The 21,041-nt window shown below is 67.4% G+C and carries 17 protein-coding genes; 6 read left to right on the top strand and 11 right to left on the bottom strand.

Annotation, left to right across the window (positions count from 1 at the left end):
• Positions 1-6: 6 nt before the first annotated feature.
• The 3 genes from AB0H93_RS31760 to AB0H93_RS31750 form a co-directional block, all read right to left on the bottom strand.
• The gene (locus AB0H93_RS31760) at positions 7-1,299 is read right to left on the bottom strand and encodes a D-arabinono-1,4-lactone oxidase (RefSeq protein ID WP_358577614.1); all 1,293 of its coding nucleotides are present in this window, start codon (positions 1,297-1,299) and stop codon (positions 7-9) included.
• A gap of 32 nt (positions 1,300-1,331) precedes the next feature.
• Entirely contained in the window at positions 1,332-2,357 is a 1,026-nt protein-coding gene (locus AB0H93_RS31755; protein ID WP_358577540.1) for an NAD-dependent epimerase/dehydratase family protein, read from the bottom strand.
• Between the two features lie 83 nt (positions 2,358-2,440).
• Positions 2,441-3,574 carry a glycosyltransferase family 4 protein gene (locus AB0H93_RS31750; RefSeq protein WP_358577537.1) on the bottom strand — a complete coding sequence of 378 codons (1,134 nt, stop codon included), beginning with the start codon at positions 3,572-3,574 and terminating at the stop codon, positions 2,441-2,443.
• Positions 3,575-3,885: 311 nt separating this feature from the next.
• On the opposite strand from AB0H93_RS31750, the gene AB0H93_RS31745 reads away from it, so the two are divergent.
• The 3 genes from AB0H93_RS31745 to AB0H93_RS31735 all read left to right on the top strand — a co-directional run bounded on the left by AB0H93_RS31745 (position 3,886) and on the right by AB0H93_RS31735 (position 7,562).
• Positions 3,886-5,307, top strand: a complete 1,422-nt coding sequence (locus AB0H93_RS31745) for an MFS transporter (protein WP_358577534.1) — start codon at positions 3,886-3,888, stop codon at positions 5,305-5,307.
• 564 nt (positions 5,308-5,871) lie between these two features.
• Complete coding sequence (locus tag AB0H93_RS31740; RefSeq protein ID WP_358577532.1) at positions 5,872-6,396, top strand: DUF4232 domain-containing protein; 525 nt, start codon at positions 5,872-5,874, stop codon at positions 6,394-6,396.
• A gap of 437 nt (positions 6,397-6,833) precedes the next feature.
• On the top strand, positions 6,834-7,562 hold the full coding sequence (locus AB0H93_RS31735) for an alpha/beta fold hydrolase (RefSeq protein ID WP_358577530.1): 729 nt from the start codon (positions 6,834-6,836) through the stop codon (positions 7,560-7,562).
• A 176-nt stretch (positions 7,563-7,738) separates the two neighbouring features.
• Here AB0H93_RS31735 and AB0H93_RS31730 read toward each other — a convergent pair whose 3' ends face one another.
• From AB0H93_RS31730 to AB0H93_RS31705, 6 genes are all read right to left on the bottom strand, one after another.
• On the bottom strand, positions 7,739-8,722 hold the full coding sequence (locus AB0H93_RS31730; protein WP_358577528.1) for a twin-arginine translocation signal domain-containing protein: 984 nt from the start codon (positions 8,720-8,722) through the stop codon (positions 7,739-7,741).
• A gap of 27 nt (positions 8,723-8,749) precedes the next feature.
• Positions 8,750-10,018: a TRAP transporter large permease subunit gene (locus tag AB0H93_RS31725; RefSeq protein WP_358577526.1), complete on the bottom strand. Its 1,269-nt coding sequence runs from the start codon at positions 10,016-10,018 to the stop codon at positions 8,750-8,752.
• Positions 10,019-10,048: 30 nt separating this feature from the next.
• Positions 10,049-10,705 (bottom strand): hypothetical protein, encoded by a 657-nt coding sequence (locus AB0H93_RS31720; RefSeq protein ID WP_235884087.1) that lies wholly within the window; start codon positions 10,703-10,705, stop codon positions 10,049-10,051.
• 142 nt (positions 10,706-10,847) lie between these two features.
• The gene (locus tag AB0H93_RS31715; protein WP_358577524.1) at positions 10,848-12,977 is read right to left on the bottom strand and encodes a hydantoinase/oxoprolinase family protein; all 2,130 of its coding nucleotides are present in this window, start codon (positions 12,975-12,977) and stop codon (positions 10,848-10,850) included.
• An 88-nt stretch (positions 12,978-13,065) separates the two neighbouring features.
• Positions 13,066-14,694, bottom strand: coding sequence for an FAD-dependent oxidoreductase (locus AB0H93_RS31710; protein WP_358577522.1), 1,629 nt, complete (start codon positions 14,692-14,694; stop codon positions 13,066-13,068).
• 49 nt (positions 14,695-14,743) lie between these two features.
• Complete coding sequence (locus AB0H93_RS31705; RefSeq protein WP_358577520.1) at positions 14,744-15,811, bottom strand: LacI family DNA-binding transcriptional regulator; 1,068 nt, start codon at positions 15,809-15,811, stop codon at positions 14,744-14,746.
• A gap of 596 nt (positions 15,812-16,407) precedes the next feature.
• On the opposite strand from AB0H93_RS31705, the gene AB0H93_RS31700 reads away from it, so the two are divergent.
• Entirely contained in the window at positions 16,408-16,551 is a 144-nt protein-coding gene (locus AB0H93_RS31700; protein WP_358577517.1) for a hypothetical protein, read from the top strand.
• A 284-nt stretch (positions 16,552-16,835) separates the two neighbouring features.
• Here the strand turns inward: AB0H93_RS31700 and AB0H93_RS31695 are convergent, their stop codons facing one another.
• On the bottom strand, positions 16,836-17,240 hold the full coding sequence (locus tag AB0H93_RS31695; RefSeq protein WP_358577515.1) for a hypothetical protein: 405 nt from the start codon (positions 17,238-17,240) through the stop codon (positions 16,836-16,838).
• A 188-nt stretch (positions 17,241-17,428) separates the two neighbouring features.
• Between AB0H93_RS31695 and AB0H93_RS31690 the strand changes: the two genes are divergently transcribed.
• A complete protein-coding gene (locus AB0H93_RS31690) occupies positions 17,429-18,085 on the top strand; it encodes a response regulator transcription factor (protein WP_358577512.1) in 657 nt (218 codons plus the stop codon).
• A 41-nt stretch (positions 18,086-18,126) separates the two neighbouring features.
• A complete protein-coding gene (locus AB0H93_RS31685) occupies positions 18,127-19,269 on the top strand; it encodes a HAMP domain-containing sensor histidine kinase (protein ID WP_358577612.1) in 1,143 nt (380 codons plus the stop codon).
• A gap of 134 nt (positions 19,270-19,403) precedes the next feature.
• On the opposite strand, the gene AB0H93_RS31680 is transcribed toward AB0H93_RS31685, so the two are convergent.
• Entirely contained in the window at positions 19,404-20,951 is a 1,548-nt protein-coding gene (locus AB0H93_RS31680) for a hypothetical protein (RefSeq protein ID WP_358577510.1), read from the bottom strand.
• Positions 20,952-21,041 lie beyond the last annotated feature (90 nt).

The following is a 21,041-nucleotide window of genomic DNA, read 5'->3' as shown; positions in this document are numbered from 1 at the left end:
GTGCACTCAAGCCGTGCCAGTGAGGACCTGCTCCAAGTAGGGGTTGATCAGGATTCCTTCCGGATCAAGAGAATGGCGAATCCGTTGTACGTCATGCCAGCGTGGATAGCGGGGTGCGAGGCTGCGCGCGGTGTGGGAATGCAGCTTCGCCCAGTGCGGGCGACCATCAAAGTCGCCGAGAACCCTTTCAGCGCAATGAAATATCTTGTCGTGCGGGCTGTGCGCATCGGTCGCCAGGTTGACGTAACCGGTTGGGCGCCCGTAAGCCGGACTGAGCGGGATGTCACTTCCGGGCGCTACCCGTATCTCCAGGGGCAGCGAAACCACCTCGCCGGCCGACGGTAGTGCTCGACGCAATTCTTGCAACGCCTGCCCCAACGCCTCGAGTGGCACGGCGTACTCCATCGCCACCACCCGGACGCGTTGTGGAAACGTGAAAACCCGATGGCTCACGTCGACGAAGGACCGAAGCGGGCGGCGCGTCAGGACTTTGGAAGCAAATGGCACGAGCGCGGCATTGCGCCGGTGGGTCCGGAGCACGCCATGCAGCCCGACATGGCCCGCCAGATAGTGATCTCGCCAGGCCTGCCACCGCGACGGGGGCCTGCGCGGCGCCGTCGTGCGCGACATGGCCCGGATGTGTACCGAGTCGCTCCACATCGGCCAGAAGAAGATTGGGTGATCAACGTTCGCGATGAGTTCGGGCAGGCGCCCAATCAGCCGGGCGAATGACTCCGTTCTCTCCTCAAGGCCGAGCGAAAATGCCGGTACGCAACGAAATGTGATCGTAGAGATAACCCCCAGTGCGCCCAAGCCCAGACGAGCGGCCGAGAACACGTCTGGTTCGGACGTCGCCGAACACTCCACGAGTTCCCCGTGCCCTGTGATGAGCCGCATACTCGCGATCTGACTCGACAGGCAGCCATACCGGGTGCCCGAACCGTGAGTCCCCGTCGAGACCAGGCCGGCCGCGGTTTGAACGTTGATGGTCCCCATGTTCTCGAGCGCGAGTCCGTACCGGTCCAACTCGGCGTTGATGCGCCAGAGCGGTGTGCCGGCTTGGACCGTGACCGTCATGCCGACGGGGTCCACCGCGATGACATCGGCGTACTCGTGCAGATCAACGAGGGTGCTATCCGTGCTGACCAGCGGCGCGAAGGAGTGCCCGGATCCGGCGAGGCGCAGCGGCTGACCGGTGGCACATGCGTCTCGCACGTACTGGGCCAACTCGTCCTCACTACGCGGACTGACGCGACGGGCCGGGGTGCATCGGGCGGACCCAGCCCAGTTCGTCCACATCGATCGGGCGTCGGGGCGCTCTGCGATGCCAGTCATGGCAGGAACCTGTGCGAGGCGTAGCCGACCTGCTTGTAAATCCAACTGTAAGTCTCGGACATTCCCTCCCGCAGCGAGACGGATGGTGCCCAGCCGAGCTGTTCGCGGATCAGCGTGTTGTCGCTGTTTCGTCCCCGCACACCTTGGGCAGCGGAAAGGTTGTAGCGCCGTTTCAGCGAGCTGCCGGCGATTTCCTGGACCAGATCGACGAGTTCGTTGATGGTGACAAGCTCGTCGCTACCCAGGTTGAGCGGCTGGTCGCAGTCGCTGCGCATGATGCGGCGAATGCCCTCGACGCAGTCGTCTACGTAGGTGAAACTCCTGGACTGCTCCCCGTCGCCCCAGATCTCGATCTTGTCGTCGTTGTTGATGACCGCAGCGGCAACTTTCCGGCAGATCGCGGCCGGGGCTTTCTCGCGTCCGCCGTCCCACGTTCCATGCGGGCCGTAGATGTTGTGGAAGCGGGCTACCCGGGTGCGCAGGCCGAAGTCCTCAGCGAAGTGTCGGCACATGCGCTCGTCGAAGAGCTTCTCCCACCCGTAACCGTCTTCGGGCATCGCCGGATAAGCCATCTCTTCCCGCAATGGTTCGAGATCCGGGGCGACCTGGTGGGCAGCGGCGTAGACGCAGGCGGAGGAGGAGAAGAAGAACCGGTCCACGCCGGCATCGCGGCTGGCCATGAGCAGGTGCGTGTTGATCAGCACTGACAACATGCAGCGCGCCTTGTTGCCTTCGATGAAACCGATGCCGCCCATGTCGGCGGCTAGGTTGTAAACCTCGTCCACCCCGTCGACCGCCGCACGTGCCGCGTCGAGAAGCGATAGGTCGGCCACGACGTTTTCCGCGTCGGGATGCACCTGGAACCACTCGTCAACCGGTTTGCAGTCGACCACTCGTACGCGGTAGCCCTCGCGCAGCAGTCGAGCGGCCAAGTGCCCGCCGATGAAACCTCCCCCGCCAGCTACGAGGGCTGAACTCCTGTGGTCACTCATGGCAACCAACTCCCTGGTCAGGATGAACATGTGTAATCGATCTGGACAAGGGCGACTGCTTCGACAGTTCGACCGGCCATCCGCAGACCTGCCTGGCGAGTTTCGCTGGGCCGTCAGGGCACGAGAACCTCCTCGAAGCGGGTGGCTATAGGTTCGATCGCAAAAGCGCGGCGGGCGTACTGCTGTCCCGCCTCACCCATGCGCTGACGACGTGCGGAGTCAGCGAGCAGGGCGAACGCTGCCGCCACGTACTCATCCGGGTCATCTGGGTTGACTACGAGCCCCGCTCCGGTTTCCTCCAGCAGCTGCGCGGCACGATTCGTCGAAGGGATGGCAGCGAGCACCGGGCGCCCGGCGCAAAGGTAGGCCAGCACCTTCGAGGGAACCGACATCTGACCCGCTTCTGTGCTGAGCCCAGCGAGCAGCACGTCAGCTGCTGCGAACATGGACGGGACCCGGTCGTAGGGCTGGAAGTCGTACAACCGCAGCCGACGTATTCCCAGTTGGCGCGCCCTTTCCAAGGCAAGCCGGCCAGTTCCCTCGCTGACGACGTACAAGACGCCGCTGTTCCGGGCGTCGCAGGCCTTCGCCAGCCGCACCAGCAGGTCTGCGCCGTGGCGATCGTCCAGCGTGCCGGAGTAGAGGAAGATGTGCTTTCCGGAGCTGCGGTCGGACCTCGCCGGTGCCCAGTCGTCGCTGTCGCATTCCATTTCCGCAAGCGGCGCCCAGTTCTCGATCACCGTGATGTTCTCCGACGGCACCCCGCATTGGCGAACGAAAACCGCGAACGGCTCTGCGATGGCGACAACCGCATCGCTGCTCAGCAAAGTGGCTTTCTCGCACCGTGCAGTGCGTTCCCACTCGTCGTGGTGGCCGGTCACGCCGCTGGGTGCACGCGCGGAGTAGACATCCTGCAACCAGTACACGAACCGGATTCCCCGCTCAGCGCAGGTTTGCTGGATGTGCCGCTGAACCGGGACCGGGCTATTCCCCGAAATCACCACGTGGGGCGCGAAGTCCCTGATGAGTCCGCCGACGTCCTGCCCGTACGTGCCGGGACCCGAACCGCGGTGTCCTTGCCGAGGCATGCCGGTGATCGACAGGCGGTCGGAATCCGTTTCGCCGACCCGCAACTTCCCTTGTCCGACTGCGATCGTCGAGCAGTACACGTGGCGGACACAATGTCCTCGCCGGGCCAGTTCGCGGCTGAGTTCGGCTTGGAAGGGATGTCCCAGGTAATCGTGCACAACTATGCGTGCGGCGCGTTGACTGGCGATGATGACCTCCGGATGCCGTGCGGCCCAAGAGCGCTGCGGTCGGCGTCCTCACTTCCTACTCGGGAGCAGCGCATCGAGCCCAGCGAACCAGGGAAAAAGTGCACTATTCTCTGCCCTTTTCCACCGGATCTCTGTCGTGCCCGACTCGCGCCGTGTTGTCTGTCTCCCCGACAGGGCTGGACAGTGTGATGTCACGGTCAGCACCGAGGCTCGTGAGCGGATCGAGGCGCGGTGCGCGTTCGCCAACCCATGAAAATGCACGCCTGAGGACTCGGACAGCCATGATCGACGCCCGCCACCGGAATACCGCATTCCTGGTTGCCGGCTGCTTCTTCATGGAGAACCTGGACGGCACGATCGTCACCACGGCCGCCCCGAGCATCGGCGAGTCGCTCGGTGTCCCACCGACCGCAGTCGGCCTGGTGATGACGGCCTATCTGCTCACCCTCTCCGTGCTGATCCCGCTGAGCGCCTGGCTGACCAGCAGATTGGGTGTCCGGCCGGTATTCCTGGCCGCCATCGCGATCTTCACCCTGGCCTCGCTCGGTTGCGCGGCGAGCGGCAGCCTTCCGGTGCTGGTGGCCATGCGGGTGGCGCAGGGCGTCGGCGGCGCGATGATGGTGCCGGTCGGGCGAATGGTGGTGCTGTCCAGGACGGATAAACCGGACCTGCTGCGGGTGATGGCCTACATCGTGTGGCCCGGTCTGCTGGCACCGGTCGTCGCACCGCTGGCCGGCGCGCTGATCACCACGTATGCGTCCTGGCAGTGGCTGTTCCTGATCAACGTGCCACTAGGTGTGTTCGCCTTTGCCGTGGCCTGGAAGCTGATCGGGGAAGCCGACAGCGGCACCGCCCGGAGGCCGCTGGACTGGCTCGGCCTGCTGCTCACCTGCGGCGGGCTCGGCGGGATCACCTATGCCGCGCACCTGATTTCGGACACCGACGCGGGCTGGCCGGTGACCGCCACTCTGACCGCGCTGTGCCTCGCCGTGCTCGCCGTTGCCGGCTGGCACCTGCTGCGCACCCCGAGCCCGTTGGTCACCCTGCACACGCTGCGCGTGCCGACCTTCCGGCTCTCCCAGTCCAGTGGGTTCCTGTTCTGGATCGTGGTCGGAGCCGCACCGTTCTTGTTTTCGCTGATGTGCCAGGAGGTGTTCGGCTACAGCGCGACCGGCTCGGGCGCATTGGTGCTGTTCATCTTCGTCGGTAATCTGGCGATCAAACCGGCGACCACTCCGCTGCTCAACCGCTTCGGCTTCCGGCCGGTGCTGCTCGCCGCCACGATCACCCTCGCTCTGTGCATGACCGGTCTCGGTTTCACCACCTCGTCCACCCCGTGGCCGATGCTCGCCGGGCTGGCCCTGCTGTCCGGGGTCGCCCGCTCGGTAGGGCTGACCGCTTACGCCACGATCGGGCTCAGCGATGTCCCGCCCGAGCAGATGCGCGATGCCAACACGCTGGCCGCCACCACGCAGCAGCTGTCTACCGGGCTGGCCATCGCGGTGGCCACGGTGGCCCTGCGGCTCGGCGAGCCCTTGGGTGAGCTGGTGTTCGGTGCCCGCGGCGGAGCCGCTTACACCGTGGCCTTCACCCTGCTCGGGCTGACCGCGCTGATCGCCACCGCCGGGGCGTTACGCCTCCACCCGCATGCCGGCAACGCCGTGCGCACAATCCGTCCGCCGCGCCCTGCAGGTGTCGGCTGACGCAGGGATTCCCCAATTTTTAGGCAAAATCGGGAGCCCCTGCCGCCGGACGAAGCGGCGGCACTGGGGTGCCCCGGCCTTCCATCAGATTCGCCCTTCCCACCGTTGATATTCGGCCGCCCTCGTCTCCGGGCGCCGAGAGGTATGCATGGCGGCGGGCTTCACGAGTGCGCCGCTGTCGCCGCGTCGATCTAACCGGGCGGACCGTAACAACGGGCGTCCAAGATGGGCAAAGTTCCTGCCGGGCGAGCGGCATAAAAGGGCGGTTTCGTTTCACAAGCAGGCCGCTGCCGTCCAGGGATTGGACTCGTCAAGCCACTTTCAGCGCTTCCATCGTGGGAATCGGAACTCGGATCCCGTTGACGTCAAGGAAACTTCGGCCGACGCGAACAAGTCGTACTCCCCTTGTTTTCCCACCCGGCTGCGTGCGTGACCCGCGCACTGGACGAACGACGTCACAGATCGGCCGAGGTTGCTTTTCGGTGACCAATCGCACCCGCGAGCATCCCGAGCGGCCGGTGAACGTCCTGCGTTTTGAGAAGACGATCGAACAGGAGGCAGATCATGACCGCCAAGTTCCGCCGCATCATCGCCACGACCGCCGTCGCAAGTGCCGCCGGCCTTTCCGCGCTGACCGCTGGTTCGGCGGTCGCCAACCCCAGCGACGCCCCGTGCACCAGCGACGACATCAACGTCACGGTGACCAAGGATCTCGCCGAACCCGGTGAGTTCGAAGCGTTCCTCATCAAGTACACCGCAGCGAACCCGACCACCAAGTGCACGCTGCAGGGGCCTCCCCTCAAGGTGGGCTTGTACAGCGAATCGGGCCCGGTCCCGGGGGTCGTGGTGGGGTCGGACGACAGCCCGGGGGAACCGGTCATCGTGGACGGGTCCCTGTTCGGGATCTCGCGGATCTCGCAGCGGACCGCGAATCCCCCCAACCCGGTGATTCCCGCCTCGGTCGAATTCGAACTCCCCGGTGTTCCGAACGGTCAGGGCGCCCACGAGGTCGCCGCGTGGCCGGCCGGTGAGCCGATCAAGGGTTCCGCGCCGTACGCCACCCCGATCACCCAGAGCGCAGCGGACTGAGCGTCACCCCAAGCACCGATGCCTGAGCCGAAGGCCCGCACCGCTAGGGGTGCGGGCCTTCGCAATGCCCCGTCAAAATGATCGGTGCGCCTGATTCTGGTGCTGATCACGTTTTGGGATGCTGCTCAGATGATCAGGAGTTGGCGCCAGAGGACTTGTGGGAGTGGGCGGAGCCGTCGTCGCCATCGCTTTTGTCAAGTCGCTAATACTTATTAGTCCTGTTGGACAAAAACCGACCAGGGGCTTGATCCACGCGGCATGTGTCATTCAGTCTCGGTGCCTGATCCGCGTTTTCGACAGGGAGGTACTGCAGTGGCAGCGGGGCTCAGCGTACGACAGGCGGGCATCGCCCGGATCGCGACCGCAGAAGACCTCTCCTTCCTTGCCTGCACGAAGGTGGTTGCAGCGGCCGGTCCGATCCGGACCGAGGTTCACCTGTGATCACCACGTCCGACGGTGTCCGCCTTGAGGCTGTGTGGCATCAGGGCGGTGCGGATGCTGTGGTACTGGCACACGGAATCACCGCCGACCTCGGAGAGCAAGGACTGTTCCCGATTCTGGCGGATCGGCTTGCGACTGCGGGGTTCTCGGTGCTGCGGTTCTCTTTCCGTGGGCACGGCCGCAGCGAGGGCAGGCCACGCGACATGACGATCGCGGGAGAGCGGTTGGATTTGCAGGCGGCCGTGGAGTCGGCGGGGCACCCGGTGTCGGTGGTGGCGTCGAGCTTCGGCGCGGTGAGCACCACGCTCTCCTTGGGCGAATTGCCCATCGACTCGGTGGTGCTGTGGCAGCCGGTGCTCGATCTACGTCGGACTTTCCTGCAACCGGAGCTGCCGCGCGGGCGGCAGCTCTACGGCGACTTGACCTCCTTGCAGCAGCAGGGTTTCCTCGACATCGAGGGACGGTTCGAACTGGGCGCGCGGCTCTTCGAAGAGTTCGCGGAGCTCGACCCGCGAGCTGCCTTTCTCGCGAGCGACGTACCGGCGCTCGTCGTGCATGGCGATGCGGATGAGCACGTCTCCTACGAGGTGGCCCATGAAGTGGCAGCCCGGCGGCTGCGCACGGACTGGCACCGCGTTCAAGGCGGCGGACATGGCTTCCGGGACATGGGGAGCGAAGTCATCGACGTGACAGTGTCGTGGCTTCTCGGCCAGGCTGCCCACTAAAACAGCATTCCGCGAGTTGCACGGGGACGGCCGCCGACGCCAGGCGCTGCTGGAGTTCGTCAAGGACGACTCGTCCTTGAGACTCCGCCACGACGCGGTGACTCTGCTCGACTGGTTGGGCTGAGACATCCACGACGAATGGCCACTTCGGACGTTGCCCGCCATGCGGGCTGCGGTCAACCGCGGGCCATGGCGATAACGCCGGACAACCGCTCCCCGGCCTCGTAGATCATGTACGGCACTCCCCTGTCCGTCCCGAAGGCCGGCGCGGCCGCGCGGCCGTTTTCCGGCGCGGTGGAACGCGAGTCGTAGAAGACACCGAGGTGGTCGCGCCGGGAGAAGTCGTTGCCGACCTCCGTGATGAGGATGTTGCCGCCGCTCTCCTTGTCGCTGTTGTAGACGACGTACGTGGTGCCGTTCTTGTGCAGCAAGTGCGGGCCGCCGACGTTGACCGCGCCGACCTCGGCGTGGTCGATCAGCGGCTCGTGGTCGAAGGTCCAGTTGCGGCCCTCGGGCGACCAGCCCCAGCAGATGTCGCGGTGGTTGGCGGTGGTGTTGCGCATGAAGACCATCACGTAGCGGGCACCCCGGGAGGGCAGGTGGTGGCGGAAGACCCTGGCGTAGGAGGTCTCGGTGGTGCCCGCGGGCATCATCGAGGTGGTCAGCACGGCTTTGTCATAGGTGAAGTGGATGCCGTCTTTCGAGCGTGCGAGGCGAGTCGTGTTGTTGTCGCCGTGGAAGTACAGCCACATCTCCCGGGCCTCGCGGTGCCACAGCACGTGCGGGGACGAGACGTGCTTGACGCTGTAGTGCGGCTGCCACTCGTTGGCGACGATCGGGTTGTGCGGGTACTCGGTGAACGGGCCCTCCAGCGAATCGGCGTAGGCCAGGCAGATGCCACCAGGGGCGTCGTGTGGGGCGTAATAGAGGTAGTAGCGGCCGATCGGGTTGCTCAGCCGGTCGTAGACGCCGCGAACGCAGGGGAAGATGATTTCGCCGGTGGGGTTGTACTTGAGCTGCTCCGGCTTGAGAAGGGTACGCACGTAGCGGTAGTCGGGGAAGCCACCGGGGGCGGCGGATGCGGGCAGGGCGCCGCCAACTGCGAGTAGGACGCCGCCCGCCGTCGCGGTGCGCAGGAAACTACGACGGTCCAGTTCCATGAAGGAGACTCCATTTCGGACGGTGGGTTAGAGGTAGGTGGCGGCAGTGACGCACAAGCCGCCGAGCGCGACGCACCACACGTAGGGCAGGGTGCGCAGCATCACCCGCTGCGGGCTGACGCCGGAGTACTGCGCCGCCCACACCGTTTGGGTGCTCGTCGGGTCGGAAACGCCGAAAACCTGGTTGTACGAGGCGGTCAGGCCCAGCACGGCGACCGCCGGGTAGATGCCCGCCGCGATCAGCACACCCGCGATCCCGGCGCCGAGGCCGAAGACGTTGAGCGGCCCCCGGTACAGGCACAGCGGCACCAGCAGCGTGAAGACCAGCACGAAGACGACCGGGTGCCCCGGGGCGACGGCCCCGACCAGCGGGTTGAGCGCCTCGATCGCGCCGGGCAGCTTGACCGCCGCAAGCAGGATGCCGATGGCGACGAACAGCACGATGGGTGGAGCAGCGACCTCGAAGGCGGCGTAGAGCGTGCGCAGCATCCGCTGGTTCATCTCGGCCGGGCGTGTCGTCGTCACCAGCGCGTAGAGCACACCGGCGAGCATCGACGGGATGATCGCTAGGTCGAAGCCGAGCGCCAGGACCAGTGGGATGGCAGGGGCGAGCAGCGCGTACCAGGGCGCGTCGCCCATCCGGCGGGCACGCCCGCGCCCACGGCGCTCCGGCCGGGCCACGCCCGAGGTCAGCGACCAGGAGTGCTCCACCCCCTTGCGCCGGGTCTCCACGAGCACGAACAGAACTGCGAATAGCAGGGCGAAGGGGAACAGCTTGACCATGAAGCCGCGCACGGTGTCGATCGGCAGTTCCAGGGCGGTGGAGAAGAACTGCCAGACTGGCAGCTCGAACGGCACGCCGACGGCGATCCCCATGAGGATGGTCCCGGCCGCGGTCGTCTTGGGCACCCCTACGGCGATCATCGCGGGGATGCCGACGATGCCCGCCATCATCGCGGCGGGAGCCGAGCCGGTGACCGTACCGACGAGCGCGGAGACGGCCAGCACTCCGAGCGCGACGATGGTCGGGTGGTCGCCGCCGAACTCGACGATCTTGCGGACGAGGGTCGCGGCGATGCCGGTTTCCTCCATGAGCTTGCCCAGCCACGAGCCGATCAGCACGGCCAGCATGGTGGAGGCCAGCGCCGCCGAGCCCTTCTGGAGCACGGTGTCGATGATGCTGTCCTCGCCGGTGAACGGGGCGCCCGCCGCGATCGCGATGGCCACCCCGAGCAGGACGAGGGCGAAAGCGGTGGGCAGCTTGCGGGCGAGCATCAGCCCGACGCCGGCAAGCATGAGCACAAGGATGACGACTCCCATTGGGCCTCAGTCCTCTCCGAGGGCCAGGACCGCGCCGGTCAGCGCGGCGGTGAGCAGGATCGGGGTCCGGCCCAGGCCGACGGCGGCGCCGGCGTACCCGTGCGCGGCGACCTCATCGGCACCCGCGACGTGCCCGAGGATGCGGAAGCGGCCGAGGCGCAGGGAGATGTGTCCCAGGCGGTGGCGAAGCGCTCGGCGGACTGCAGTGTCGTGCAGGCGCGCGTGCGCCTCTTCGTGGGCCAGCGCGGTCGCGCGCAACGAGCCGGGCGGAAACCACGCCTGCCAACCGAGGAACACGACCAGTTCCTCGCCGAGGGCGAGCGCGTCGACGTAAAGCTCCACAGTGGACACTGGCCGGGACCGGTAACGGGCCATCAGCCGACGGTCCAGCCCGCCGTCGCGCTCGATCACCCTCGGCGGGTCGTCGAGCCCGGCGCCGGAGCGGGCGAGTTCGGCACCGAACCCGGTGGACACCTCCGCCCAGCGGGCCAGCATTGCCGAGTCGCGCGCCTCGTGGGTGGGAGTGCCGGCCAGCAGCCGGGCGGCGAGTTCGGCGTCGGTGAGCGCTGCCAGCCGCTCGCACTCTGCGGCCAGCGAATCCCGGCGTGCGGCGGACAGATCGGCCAAGCGCGAGCGGCGGAACGCGGTTCGCGGACCAGCCATGAGACACCTTCTCTCAACCTCAGCCCTCATCAACCGCACCCCAGGGGACCGTGACGCAAACCAGCCATAAGAAACCCCGAAACGCGAGATTCGGGCCGAACGCAACCACCACTGCAAATCGCGGAGAGGCGGAACTGTGCGGTCATGAGCGCACCTCCAGCACCGCCACCACCGGCTCGTCAGCCGTGCGCGAGCGCAGCTCGCTGCGGGCCAGGGCCAGCAGCGGCCCCGCCTCGAGCACGCCGGAAAGATCGGCGATCCGCGAGCCGAGCAGCAGACGCAGCGACGGCGCTCGGACACCGCCATCCCCGTAGGTCGTGGTCTCGCGGATCAGCTCCGCCAGCAGCTCCGGCGCCTGCCCCACGGTAGTCGTGGCAACACGGGCGTTGGCGGCGTGCAGGCGCACGACGCCGTCGGCGTCGAGGACGCGCACTGGGTGGTGCGGTTTGCGGAAGCGGCGACGTTGCAAGGTTCCGTAGACGGTGTGGGCGTCGGTGGCGGCAAGCACCTCGACCTTCTGCGGATCAGTCTTGAGGCTGGCCGCGGCGACGGAGAGGAGTTCGCTGTCGTCGGCGCGGCGGGCGCGGTCCTGAGTGCGCAGTTCGGTGGCGCCGGTGGCGATGGCCCGCACGGTGCTGGTCTGCGGGTCGACGGTCACCTCCACTTCGACCGCGCCGGGTGCGGCCCCTTGCGCGACGACGGCCGCTTCGGCTTCGTTGCGCACGCCGAGGATGTGTTCCTGGGTGGCGCCGGGGATGATCCGTTCGATCTGCTCCCGGACCAGCGCGAGAGCCACACCGACCGGGCTGATCACTTCGTTGTGCTTGGCGATCCGGCCGGTCAGCCCGGTGCTGGCAGCCAGGTGCGGGGTGACGGCGGCCGCGCCCCCTCCCCCACCGACGAGGACGGCGGTGTCGCGGTCGAGGCGGTAGTCGCGGACCACCGCGTCCACAACGGTTTGAACCTGCTTTACCCCCGCATCCAAGACCCGCATCGCGGCACCCGCCACGTCGGTGTCCAGTGCCTCGGCAAGCGGTGCCAACGCGGTGTGAGCCACCTCCGGTTCGCACGCGGCGAAGTCGCCTTCTGGGACCCGGCCCAGCGCGTTGGCCGCGCAGGTCATGGTGATGGCGAAGCGGCCGCCCGCGGCTTCGAGGACCACGTAGTCGCCCGGGTCGCCGTCCAACGGGCTGATGGCGACGAGCTTCGCGTCCCGCAAATCCCCTGGAGTCGCATAGCAGGCGTACGGCAACCCGGCGATGTGGGCGCTGCGCGGCCCGACCGCGCGCACCCCGCCACCGGCGAGCCGCACCATCGAGCCGCCGCCGACACCGACGGTGCGGACGTCCAATGCGGACAGGTACGAGGATTTGCCCAGGATGGTGGCGTGCCGGACCGCGACTTTGCCGCGGCGGATGACGCTGATGTCGGTGGAGGTGCCACCCGTTTCCAGGAACACGCCATCGCTGACCCGCTCCTGCATCAGAGCACCGGCCACTCCGGCGGCGGGGCCCGACAGCACGGTCAGCAGCGGACGCCGCCGCATCTCCTCCAGCGACATCACCCCGCCGTCGCAACGCATCACCATCAGCGGAGCGGTCATACCGGACGCGGCGATGCTCGAGTCGACCAGGTCCGCGGTGGCCAGCATCTTCGGCAGGATGGCCGCGTTGACCACAGCGGTGCGGGTGCGCTTGCGCAGCCCGTACAGCGACGTGATCTCGTTCGCGGCGGTCATGGGCAGCCCGTAGGAGCCCGCGACCGCCAGCACCGCCTGTTCGCCGTCGGGCAGGTCGACGCTGAACGGCTCGCTGGCGACCAGCACTTCGGCTCCGGCGGCGGTGACCTGCTCGACGGCGGCGCGGACCCCCGCGGGATCGTCGGGATCCCGGACGTGCGCGTAGTGCAACGGCAGCCGTTTACCCGGGGTGAGTTCGAGGTTTCCGAGGGCGGCGAGGCGCTTGGTGGAGACCGCGCCCGGGCCGGTGCCGATGCCGAGCAGCCCGACCGGGGCCACATCGCCCTCGAGCAGGGCGTTAGTCGCCTGAGTGGTGCCGTGCGCGAGAAAAGCGACGTCCTCGGGGACGCAGCCGACGTCTTCGAGCAGCCGGTTCAGCGCCGCCACGATGCCGTGCGCGACGCCGTCGGGATGGTGGTGGGTGGTGGGGACCTTGACCTGGGCGACGAGCGCCAGCGTGGCCGAGTCGACCGCCACGGCGTCGGTGAAGGTTCCACCCACATCGATGCCGACGCGGATGCGGTGCCGGGTCATAGGGACACCTCCTTGTGTCGTACGCAGGTCGAGCGAATGACGTGGGTGGGTGCTTCCGGGTGGGAAAGAACTGTCCCGACCGGTCTTTTCAGTAGCCGCGGACGTCGGGCCAGTGACGCTGGACACCTGCCCTGTCGAGCACGCGGGCGAACTCCTCGAACCTCTTCTCCTCCTCCTGCACCTGGTGCGGCCGCACGCCCTCGTCCAGGCAGTGCGCGGCGAGCGCGCCCGCGACCTCGCCGACGTTCCACTCCACGGGGTGCAGGCGGTAGCAGCCGTTGGTGATGTGGGTGGTACCGATGTTCTTGCCAGCTGGCAACAAATTGCGGACGCGGCGCGGCAGCAACGCACCCAGCGGAATCTCGAACGGCACCGACCCGATGTCGATGTAGTTGTCGCCGCCGGTGGACGGGTGCAGGTCGATGCGGTAGCCACCGATACCGACGGAGTCGGCGTGGCGGGTGCCGCCGTAGGGGCCGACCAGCTCGATGGCGACGTCGCGCTCGGTAACGGTGGTGACGGCCTTGATGCGGCGGGATTCGCGGATGTAGGCGGCCTTGGCCAGACCGTCTGCGGTGCCGGTGACGTCGGGCCGGAGCTTCAGGCCGGGGAAACCCGTTCCCCCGTCGGGACGCGGCGCCTCGGTCTGCAACCAGTACAGGACGGAAAGGGACAACTGCCGGGCCTCGGCGAGCGCCTGCCGGGCGGTCTCCTCGCCGGCCCCGAGCAGCGGCTTGAGCCAGTAGTCGTTGAGCGGCCAGTTGACCAGGGTGATGTCGGAGTCGAAGGCCCCGGGCCGGTGCAAGTTGCGGGCGAGGATGCGCCGGAATGCCCAGAGCTCCTTGTCGCCCGCGTCCGCGCTCTGGTCGGCGTCGACGTCGAGCGGATCATCGTCCGGGTTCGGCTGGAACGTGCGCGGCACGGCTTCGAGGGTGCGCGGGTCCGGGGCGAGGAAGCCGATCAGCGGACCGGGCCAGAAGTCCGGCCGGTAGGAGCGCCAGAATTCGTAGTTGGCGGGCCGGTCGATGGTGTGGTCCTCGCCGTCATAATGCGAGAGCGCGAAGCAGACGGTGATGCCCTGCTGGTTGAGGGGATCGGCGATCTCGGGGGCGTGCGGCTCGACGTGTTCGCTGCGCGCCTCGGCGCCGATCGCGTGCTCGACACCGGCCAGCTCCAGCAGCTCGCCGGTCTCGGTGGCGTCGATGATGTACGGTGCCGCGATGGTCTGGCGGGTGCCGTCACGGACGTCCTCGACGGTGACTGCCCGGACCACATCGCCTTCGGTCTCGGCGGCGACGGGCCGGTGCTCGGTGAGCACGGTCAGCCGCCCGGCGGCGCGGTGCGGCGCGAGCATCGCCTCGATCACGGCGAGCGCGACACGCGGCTCGTGGCAGAGCTTGCTGACCCGCCCGGCGCCGGGGTTGAGGCGCACCAGGTCTCTGGCCTGCGCCCGCAGCGGGTACCACTGGCGGTAGTGGGCGCGGATGCCCTCGCGCAGCGCCCGGTAGGAGGCGGTGACGCCGAACTGCTCGACCCACGGGTGTTCGTCGGGCGGCACGGCCTGGGCGGTGAGCTGGCCACCGACCCAGTCGGTCTCCTCGGTCAGAACGGCAGTCCGCCCTGCCCGGCAGGCGGCCAGGGCGGCAGCCACACCGCCGAGTCCGCCGCCCACGATCAGGACTTCGGTCTCCGCAGGGGTGGCGATGGGAGTGGGCATGTGGTGCTGCCTCCTCGGGCACGTGTGATGTGTCGAATGTGGTTGCGGCTCAAGGCCGAACGGTCGCCCGGTCGGCCGTGCGACCCGGGCGGAAGGTGCAGGCCACCCGGGGCTCGGCGGCCTCCTCGCCGGCTAGCAGCGCGGTGGCCATCCGAACCGCGGCCGATCCGAGCTCGGCGCGGGGAACGTCGAAGCCGGTGGGCTGCGGCCGTCCGGCGAGGTCGGCCGGCGGAGAACCGAGCAGTGCCAGGGAGACCTCGCCCGGCACGTCGAGCCCGGCGCCCTCGACGGCCGCGAGCAACTGCCGCCACGCGGCGCCCGTGTCGGTCTCCTCGGCGACGAACGCGGTGACCCCCTCGGCAACCCGGGCTCGCGCCCAGGTCGGCGTGATGTCGGCGCCAGGCCGGGCGGTGCGCACGACCGCGCCGGCTGAACCGCCCAGCTCGGCGAGCGCCATGCGGAATCCGCGCTCGCGATCGGCGGAAGCTGGAGCGTCATCGGCCTCGCGGACCAGCACGATCCGCCGGTGCCCGAGACCGGCCAGGTGGCGCACGATCTCGGCGCTGGCGCTGACGTAGTCGACACCCACCCAAGCCAGGCCCTCGAGCTCGTCACGGCGTCCGATGTGCACGGCCGGGTAGTCGTCCTCCACCAAGCGGCGCAGTTCACCTTCCGGGATGTGCCGACCGAGAAACAGGCAACCGTCGGCCATCCGCACCCGTTGCAGCGCGCCGGGCGCGACGGCTTGCGCGGCTCCCGAGCTGGAGCCGGTGAACAGCACCAGGTCGTAGCCGCGGGCTACTGCCTCCCGCTCGACGCCGACCAAGATCGGGTAGTAAGAGTGCTCGACGTCGACCGGGAAGGTCGCGGTGAAGCTGAAGACGCCGAGCAGGTTGTTACGAGCCCTGGCCATCCGCCGGGCTGCCGGATCGGGCACGTAACCGAGTTCGCGGGCGGCGGCGAGCACCCGGGCCCGGGTGTCCTTGTGCAGCGCGATGCCCTGCTTGTTGCCGCCGAGCACCAACGACACCGTCGTCTGCGACACCCCGGCCAGTCGGGCGACCTCCGCTTGCCTCGGCCTTCCCCTGCGCCCTGGTGTGGATGCCTTTTCCGCCATGGTTGCTCCTGAGTAATACGCATTAGCCGTTGACTGCGTCAGGCGATCTGGCTGTGAATGCGGATTAGCGAGCACATTGCGCCAAGTTTCCGGCACCGTCAAGAGCTGTCGACGGCTAATATCCAGCTAATTTCGGGAATTCCGTCAGGTGGTCGCGGGCTGAGCAGCTGGAGCTGGACGTGCGCGGGCCCGCGGACGCGGGACATCCTCAACCGCCGCAAGCGATCGGCGTTGGGGCTGATCAGGTTGCAAGGCACGGCCTTGAGTTCCACCACAGTCACACCCCGGCGTGTTCTGTGCACTGCGGATTCAGCGTGCGGACGCGTGGCCGATACGGATGGCATAGGTATACGAGGGCACTGACCGTTGCCCACAGGGGCGAGCTATTCGGAATCTCGCGTTGGTGCAGCAAGGTTCGTGGCATTGGGACTACGGTGATTCGTCCCCGATTCGATGAGGTGTCTGCCGATGCGTCCCCCCGCTTCCGCTGCCCCTCGGCGACGGTGAGTCCCGTGTGCCCGGGATCCTGCTGGTGCTGACCGACGACCGCACCGTGCGCAATGCGGATTGGCGCCCGACCTGGGCACCGCGTCCTGGTGATCCCTCTGAGAGACCAGGTCGGGTTCGCCTTCCGGGTGCACCCCGAGGTCGTGGGGATCATGGTGGTCAACCTGGCGCTGGGCAACCAGGACATCGACGACTGGCGGAGACGAAGCGACTGGCGGAACGACGAAGCGTAGGCCGCCGAAGGAAGGCCGTGCCACCGGGACGTCGGTTGGTGAGCGGTGAGACCGCCTCTTCGGGGCGGGACGCGGCGGGCTGTGCTCGGGCAGATACAGCCGACTCTCCACCACGGACTCCACCGTGGTGCACGCCCTGGTGCACCACGGTGGCGAAGGGCCAGGTCGGCGATGCCGCTGCGGGGTTGCCCACGGACCGGGTCGGATCAGCTTGCCGCGATGAGCCGGATGAGTTGTTGCCGGGCGGTCGGGGCCCGCCCGGCAACAACTGACCTATCCGCGTGTCATGCCGCCGGCAGGGGCGGAACGCCCGGCTCTCCGGCGGGCACGCAGTCGATGGGGTCGCCGGCCGGAACACCCGGCTCACCGGCGGGGATGCCGGCAGTGGGCAGCGTCGGTGCCGGCACGCCGTCCGGCGTGCAGTCGACAGGCGGAACGCCTGGGTCTCCAGCCGGCACGCAGTCGATGGGGTCGCCGGCCGGAACACCCGGCTCACCGGCGGGGACACCAGAGGTGGACAGGGTCGGCACGGTCGGCGCCGGCACGCCGTCCGGCGTGCAGGTGATGGGCAGGGTCGGCATGGGGCTCTCGGTAGCGCCTTCGGCGAGAGCGGCTGCGGACGTGGTGACGAGACCACCAACGGCCAGGCCGGCCAGCGTGAGTGACTGCACGATTCGAATTGCCTTCATGTGAAAATCTCCGAATGCGTTGCGGTTTATTCCGAATGTCCATCGGAACGAGCACTAGAGTTCCTGATCTGGCGTTAGTGGAGCGTCAGGTAGCGCCTTATCTTTTCTTTAGAGCGGAAAGTGCAGACCGTGTTGCCCGTATGGGCTTTTCCGCTCGTCGAGGGCGCGCGCTGTGGTATAGAAGCGCTATGCGCGTACTGGTGGCCGAGGATGAGAAAATGATGGCGGACGCGGTGGGTGAGGGTTTGCGGGATAACGGACTCGCCGTGGACGTCGTCTATGACGGTGCCGCCGCGCTCGAGCGATGCGTCAGCACCGACTACGACGTCGTTGTACTCGACCGCGGACTACCACTGGTGCACGGCGACGAAGTATGCCGCTCGCTCATCGCGGAGCGTCGCGAGACACGAATCCTGCTGCTCACCGCTGCGTCCGCGGTCGCCGACCGAGTCGCTGGACTCGAACTCGGGGCCGATGACTATCTGCCCAAACCGTTCGCCTTCACCGAACTCGTCGCCAGGGTGCGCTCGCTGGGACGGCGAAGCAGGCCGGCTGTACCGCCTATACTGCAACGCGCACGCATCGTCTTGGACCCGGCGCGGCACCGGGTCACGCGTCACGATCACCCGATTTCCTTGACCAAAAAGGAATTCACCGTCCTCGAAGAGTTGCTACGTGCGGATGGTGCGGTCGTTTCGGCTGAGAAACTGTTGGAAACGGCATGGGACGAGAACATCGATCCCTTTACCAACGTCGTGCGCGTAACCATGGCAACACTGCGGCGCAAGCTGGGCGACCCGTCACCTGTCGAGACCGTTTCCGGTGTTGGGTACCGGATCCCGTGAAACGCTGGCCGCTACGGGTCAAGCTGACCCTCGCGTACGTGATGCTGACAGCGGTCACGGGCGCGATACTGCTCGGCCTGATCCTGCTGATGACGCAGCCGGTAATCCCGATGGGTACCGCGAGCGAACCCCCGGTTCCTGCCTCGTCGCCATCGGATGTCGCCCCTGAGCTTCCGGTGACGCCGGCTGACCCAGGAGACCCGGAACTCGTCGACGCTGGAGACCCGGAACTCGTCGACCCAGGAGCCCCGGAACTCGTCGACGTTGCAGGCACCGTGACCTATTCGTCCGTACTCGAAAGCGGTGTCGTCGCCCTGGTGGTCGTCATGGCGTTGGCCGCTGTCCTCGGGTGGTTGACGGCCCGGCGTGCGCTGCGCCCGATCCGGTCCATCACGAGCGCAGCTCAACGGGCCGCTGACCAGGAGTTGAGCACCCGCATCTGGCTATCCGGGCCCAACGACGAGATCAAGGAACTCGCCGATGCCTTCGACCACATGCTGGCGCGGCTGGAACGATCGTTCGCCAGCCAGCGCAGATTCCTCGCGAACGCCGCTCACGAGCTGAAAACCCCCGTAGCGGCGCAGCGAGCGGTCACCGAGGTGGCGATGACCCGACCTGACGCCGGAATCGGGACCAAGGAATTGGGCCGCAAACTCCTCGCCAGCCTGGACCATCAACAGCGCGTACTCACCGGCCTGTTCGCGTTGGCCCAGAACGCTGAAACCGTCGAGAGGAAAGACACCGTCAACCTGGCCGACCTCACCGACGACATCCTGCACGAGCGAATCGCCCGTAACGACGAACAGATCAAGCCCATCTCGGAACTCGACGTGGCCAAGGTCCGTGGTGACGCCGCCCTGCTCGAGCAACTGATCCGCAACCTCATCGACAACGCTTTCGTCCACAATGAACCCTGCGGCTGGGTATCAGTACGCACCATCGGCACGACGACCGAATCCGTCCTAGAAATCGCGAACGGCGGCAACCACATCGACACCACCAAGGCCGGCCAGTTGTTCGAACCGTTCAGGCGGTTGTGCTTCAACAGGGCAGACCCACCCCCGGGCAGCGGCCTCGGCCTCTCGGTAGTGCGAGCGATCGCCGAAGCACATGGCGGCTCCGTCTCTGCTCGGCCACGTGACGAGGGCGGGCTCGTGGTCCGGGTTTGCTTGCCGGCCGCATGACACATCTGCGCGATGGACCGGCGGCACCGGGAAAGTCGACGCCGAGGGCCAGTGCTATCCAGATCGAGCGTCGCACGATCTTGCCTTGCTGCGGTCGGTTCACGGGAAGGCTTCCTCCACTCGCCGCGGACCGTTCAGTACTCATTGGGTAACGGGGGAATCTGGTCCGTGGTAGAAGTCCGGAATACACCGTCGGGATCGACGGAGTCGCTGAAGTCTTCCCAGCCCATGTTGTCGATCGAGAGTTGGATTTCGACGTCTACCAGGGCATTCGGGGTGGCGCGAAAGAACCGTGGTTGTTCGCGTGCGACCTCCATGACGAGCACGGGGTGTTCTGGGGAGGCGAGTGTGACCGCGTCGGCAACCAAGACCCGCACCTGAGTGGTGTGTGGCAGCAATGTGGCGAGTTCTTCGCCTGTCCAGCCTTCGAACTCGGGCCGGTCGACCAGTGTGACGTCGAGGACGACGTCGCCATCGTGGTACTCGCGGTGCGTGGTGATGTCGCGCCAGGCGGTCTCCCAGGCTTGGTCGTCAGAGAAGTCTGTGCGCACGATCGGCGTGGAAGCGGCGTTGAGCAGTATCTCGAGGGCGGCGGGCGGAACCGCGCGTGGGAGGCGGGTGCCCGAAGGCGACGCCAACTCCGCCTCAGCAGGAAGCGGGTGGAACTCCTCCAGTCGGCGCATGCACCTGTCGGGCAACTTTCCGGACAACGGCGCGGTCGGCACATCCGTCGACTCCCGCACTATGCGGGTGCCCCGGTAGGCGATGGGGGTGTGGCCTGCGCCTTGGCGGTAGCCGACGAAACCGCTGCCGTCGGCGAAGAACCGGACGGCTTCGAGTTGCAGGTCCGGGGAGCCGTTGTTGTCGGTGATGTCGAGGCGGTAGTGGTCATAGGATCCTGGCTCGGGGATCCGGTACGTCCTGGACTGGTGCCGGTCGGCGAACGACTGGCCGGTGCGGGTGTCGAGGGTCCGCCACAGGTTCCCGTCGGTTGAGCCGAACAGTGTCCATGCCGCCGGGTCACGATCAGGGGCGTCATCGGCGGAGGTGAGAACGTACCGATCAACCGCGACCGGCTGGGGCAGCTGGAATTCAAGGGACGCACGGTTGTTTGGTGCGAACCATTTGCTGGTCGATCCTTCTGCGAGGTTCGCGGCGACCTCACCTTCGTCGGTGTGCTCGGCACTGGTCCACACGACGGCAACCAGGTCGGTGACATCCGCTTTACCGGAAGGACTTTCCGAACGCAAGGCGACCGAATAGGCGTTTCCTAACCGGTCACGCCAGGCCACCCACCGCAGGGGCGCCTCGCCACCGTCGTCGATCAGCAACCGTAGCCGTCCCGCCGGATGCCCACCACCAGCGTCCTCGACCTCCGTGTCGAACTCGTACCCACGAGCACCGTCAGCGCCCTCCGAGTAGTCTCGCTGGCCGTCGAGTTCGCCCCGCATCTCCACCACATCACCGTCGGCGGTGCGGCGATGGCCGTAACACCACGCCATATCCGGAGAGAAGCCGACTGCGGACTGCGCACCGTCCTCCGTACCCCAGGACAGCTGCTCCAGCACCGCGATCCCCCCGCCGGCCACGTGCACCAGCAGCCGTGATCGCGGCAGCCACTCCGCGCGGTCCCACGCGCGCTGCCGCAGACGAAAGGTGAACACAGACGCGTCATCCGACACCGGCCGCACAAAGCCTCCTCACCCACCACAGCACCAAAAACGGATGCTGGCGACACACGACGAGACGACGGTAGCCGCCTCGCCACTCCT

Origin of the sequence: Saccharopolyspora sp. NPDC050642, from assembly GCF_040654735.1 — a bacterium.
GTDB lineage: Bacteria > Actinomycetota > Actinomycetes > Mycobacteriales > Pseudonocardiaceae > Saccharopolyspora > Saccharopolyspora elongata.
Note: the sequence above shows the minus strand (reverse complement) of the source record. Positions and strands in the feature narration are given on the sequence as shown.